Below are 3,864 nucleotides of genomic sequence, written 5' to 3'. Positions count from 1 at the left end.
CCACCGAAGGCGTCAACACCAAAACCAAACGGATCGCACGCCAGATGCACGGACGCACAGGCTTCACCCTCCTCCGCCACCGCATCCTCCTCGGATAACACCACCCTCCGTCACCACCGAATGTGAGACAGGCCGAAAAGCTTACAGACCCCAGCCGGCCGATGGTAGTGAGGTGGCGGCCTTGCACTGGAGGCAGGGGACGGTGCGGGGTTGCTGGAGTGCGTCGAGGGCCTGGTCGAGATCGATGGGAACGCCCGGCTGGCAACCGATGATGTGGACGAGGCGTGCGCCGGGGTAGCCGGGGCGGTGGGGCAGGTTCTGTATCGTCCACGCCGGACGGGCCACTCCGCGACCGGCAGCGACTGGGGGGCGGGTCGGTACGGCGCTGTAGTCGCCGTCCTCGATGGGGCGGAGATGGCTGGCGTCCAGCCATACAGTATGTTCCACGGGCTCTTGACGGCCGCCGCTTCCGGCTTGCCAGAGGGGGATGGCGACGCGGTACTGCCAGCCGTCGGGTCCGCGCCGCCGTTCATGGAGTGAGGCCCGAAGTTCCTGGCCGTCGGGCAGGACCACGAGGACCCGGGCATTGCCTGCGGGCATCGAGCTCCTCCTCACCCCTGACCGGCATTCTATGTGGGGCCGGCCGTTAGCCTGTCGGTATGCCAGAGCTTGCCATCGAGGGTCGCACGGGCGGTCTGATTATCCTGGGCGCTGCGGACGCGCTGTGGACCGGTTTGACGGCCGGTAGCGCTGTGCCGACGGCTTCCGGGGCGTTCACCGGGTTTCCTGCCGATGCCCAGGTGGGGTACATCTTGCTCGGCGGCCATGTGGTGGCGACGGTGCAGACCGGCGGCCGGTGGAGTGTTCCGGAGATGGGGGTGCGTCGGGCGGCGGCGGACCTGAACGCGGTGGAGATGGACCGCCAGGACCTGGTCCGCATCGGCCCGTTTCGCCACGTGCCGCGCCCGGAACAGAGCCAGGGAACACCGCTGCGATGGCGCCAGCGCATCATGGGGGAGCTGCAGGGGTTGGGCGGCCCCGAGCGGGCAGCGCGGCGCGAAGGGGGTCGGCCGTGTCATCTGGCGGGGATCGACTGGCGGCGGATGCTCGTGGAGCAGACCCGCGACCGCACCATGCGGACGTGGTGGTTGCCGCGTGCCGTGGTCCAGCTGCTGGACGGAGCAGAGCACCGCGAGGCACGGTGGCTGCGAGCCGCGCAGGCCCGCCGGGCAAGCGCAGCCGTCACCGAGCCGCCCTCCCAGCACCAGCAGCCCCGAGCCGGCGACAACCGGCGGACGACGGGCCCTGACCGCCCGCCCGCTCCGCTGCGCCCGTACACCGGGGAGTTGGAAGGTCACCTGTACTCGGTGCTCAGCAGGAAGCCCGGCATCTCCGGCAAGGTGGCCGGGTGGACGTGTGCTGTCTGCCGCACCGTGCCCGCCGCTGTACTCGACCACTGCCACGAACACGGCTACGTCCGCGCCCCGGTCTGCCAGTCCTGCAACACCCTAGAACGCCCTGACCACCTGTACAGCAACGACATTCGCGTGGCCGACCGCTACACACGCCTCTTCGACACCGACACTGTCCACTGGCTGCGCCACTGGCACCGCTGCCCCGGCTGCCGCGCCCGCACCACCCTGCCCCTGCCCCACCTAGCCGCATGGACCGCCCACACCGCCTGCCGACCCCTGCGCCCCACCCACCACACCCGCGGGCGCACACCCTGCGGTGTGCTGCGCGTGTCCTGGACGGGCAGCCAGAACACGCCCCGTTCCTGCCTGCTCACCGTCACCGTCGACTTCTGTCCTGCCGGTGAGCACCGTGTCCTGGCGCAAGTCCCCTACCGCGAAGCCGTCGAGCGGTTTGGCACTTGGCTGGCCGAGACCGCCCCTGCCGTGGCCGCCGCGGCCGGGCCCGACCGCCTCGACGGTCTCCCCGCGCAGTCCCGGCCAGTCATCGCGGACATCAGCGGCGAGGGCCTGGCGCTGTTCTGAGTGGGATCTCCCGGTGTGACTGTGGTGGGATTTGCACGGCCCGGGGTCGGTGAGCCCTTCCACACCGGGTCGGGGGTATGCATCCGCCGGTGGCGGCCCGGGCTCGTGAAGCGCTCGCGCTGCTCAGGGGGCGGTGCTGTTTCCGGGCAGCTTCTGCCATGGCCGGCGCTGGGGTGTGGGCCGGGTACCGGCTCGTCCCGGATCGGGGGGAGAACCGTGGAGCCGGTACCCAGAGCGGGTCCCGTAGCCAGGGCGAGGTCGGGGGCCCGTCTCGTCCATGCCTACAGGAAGCAGGCCGTAGGTCGGGGGATTCTGGCAGGTGTGTCCCTGGGCGGCCTCTGGACGCTGAGCCGGTCGGCCGTCGGTTACCGGCTGCTGGTGAGCGACTGGTCGCCGGTCGTTGGTGCTGCCGGGGTGTTCCGGCTGGTTGCCTGAGGCCCTGCCGCAGAGGCGGGGAAGACGGGCAGGGCCCTGGGCCTCGGGAGAGAGGCGACTGCTCAACAACCCTCTGGGGGCAGTGCTTCCGGCCAGTGGGGAAGGTGTGTTGGGGCCTTGACCCCGGGTTTTGGACACCGGAGATACTTGGATCTTGATGGACCAGGGGAACGGAGTCCTCGTGGGGATCGAGTTCAAGGCGGACGCGGTCGCGCCACGATCAAGTCCGTCGCCAGCGATCTCGGAGTGAACACCGAGACACTTCAGAACTGGATCCGGGCCGCTGACGGGCGCCGGCCCGCCGCCCGTGCCGCACCGCCGGACCGGTGGTGACGACGTCCAGGCGGAGCTGGCCGCAGCCCGGAGCAGGATCCGCGAGCTGGGGAGAGAGCGCGACATTCTCCGCAAGGCGGCCCGGTATTTCCGATGAGACGCGCTGGTGAACCGCTGCCAGTTCGTTGAAGATCACCAGCGCCGTCACGGCGTCAAGTGGCTCTGCTGCATCCTCGGTCTCTCCCGCTTGAGTTTCTACTACTGGCGCCGCACCGCGGCCACACGAGCGGCCCGGCAGACCGCCGAGGCCGGGCTCGCAGCCCGGATGTGCAAGGCTCACCAGGAATCCGACGGCACCTACGGCGCCCCCCAGGATCACCGCCGACCTCCGTAACGAAGGCGGCCCGGTGATCAACCACAAGCGGGTCGCCAGGATCATACGGACCATCGGGCTCGAGGGAGTCCGTCTGCACCGCCGGCACCGCACCACCCGCGCGGACCAGGCCGCGGCGAAGGCTCCGGATCTGATCGGACGTTACTTCACCGCAGCCTCGGTGGACACGAAGTACGTCGGCGACATCACATACCTGCCGGTCAACGGCTCGAAGCCGCTCTACCTCGCCACTGTCATCGACCTCGCCTCACGCCGGCTGGCCGGATGGGCGATGCCGATCACATGCGAGCCGATCTCGTCATCGATGCCCTCGCAACAGCCGAGCGGACCCGCGGGAGCTTGGTCGGAACAGTCATGCACACGGATCACGGATCGCAAGGCGGATTCAACTGGTCGTCGCAACACCTTGATCACGGAGGTATGCGATGGGACGAGACCGAAAGCAAAGGCGTCGGCGGGAGTGCGGCGTCAGTGGGCGGCGGATCGGGCGATGCGGCCACCGATGCGTTCGCCGGGTCGGCCGGAGCCGTCTCGTGCAGTGCAGCGTGACTTCTGGCGGCGGATCGCGTCGGGAGTGACGACGGCAGAGGCCGCGGCGGCTGTCGGTGTTTCATGGCCGGTCGGATCCCGGTGGTTCCGTCATGCTGGGGGAATGCCGCCGATCAGCCTGAATGAGCCCATGGGCCGCTACTGCTTGAGCGCGCCACGGCCCTCGGTGAATAGCGCCTGGTAGATCGCTTCATGGCTGATGCGGGAACTGGTCAC

1 protein-coding gene and 2 pseudogenes are annotated in these 3,864 nt (G+C 69.5%); all 3 read left to right on the top strand.

Translation table 11 applies throughout. From position 1 onward, the window contains the following. The first annotated feature begins 659 nt into the window (after positions 1–659). The gene (locus tag AB0D66_RS34190) at positions 660–1,997 is read left to right on the top strand and encodes an endonuclease domain-containing protein (RefSeq protein WP_362311046.1); all 1,338 of its coding nucleotides are present in this window, start codon (positions 660–662) and stop codon (positions 1,995–1,997) included. Positions 1,998–3,079: 1,082 nt separating this feature from the next. After that, positions 3,080–3,169, top strand: a pseudogene (locus AB0D66_RS34185) (transposase); the annotation flags it as partial. A gap of 420 nt (positions 3,170–3,589) precedes the next feature. Then, positions 3,590–3,790 (top strand): annotated as a pseudogene (locus AB0D66_RS34180) (IS30 family transposase); the annotation flags it as partial. Positions 3,791–3,864 lie beyond the last annotated feature (74 nt).

The organism is Streptomyces sp. NPDC048270 (assembly GCF_040652335.1).
Classification (GTDB): domain Bacteria; phylum Actinomycetota; class Actinomycetes; order Streptomycetales; family Streptomycetaceae; genus Streptomyces.
The sequence above is the reverse complement of the archived record's forward strand: the minus strand, read 5'-3'. Positions and strand labels throughout refer to the sequence as shown.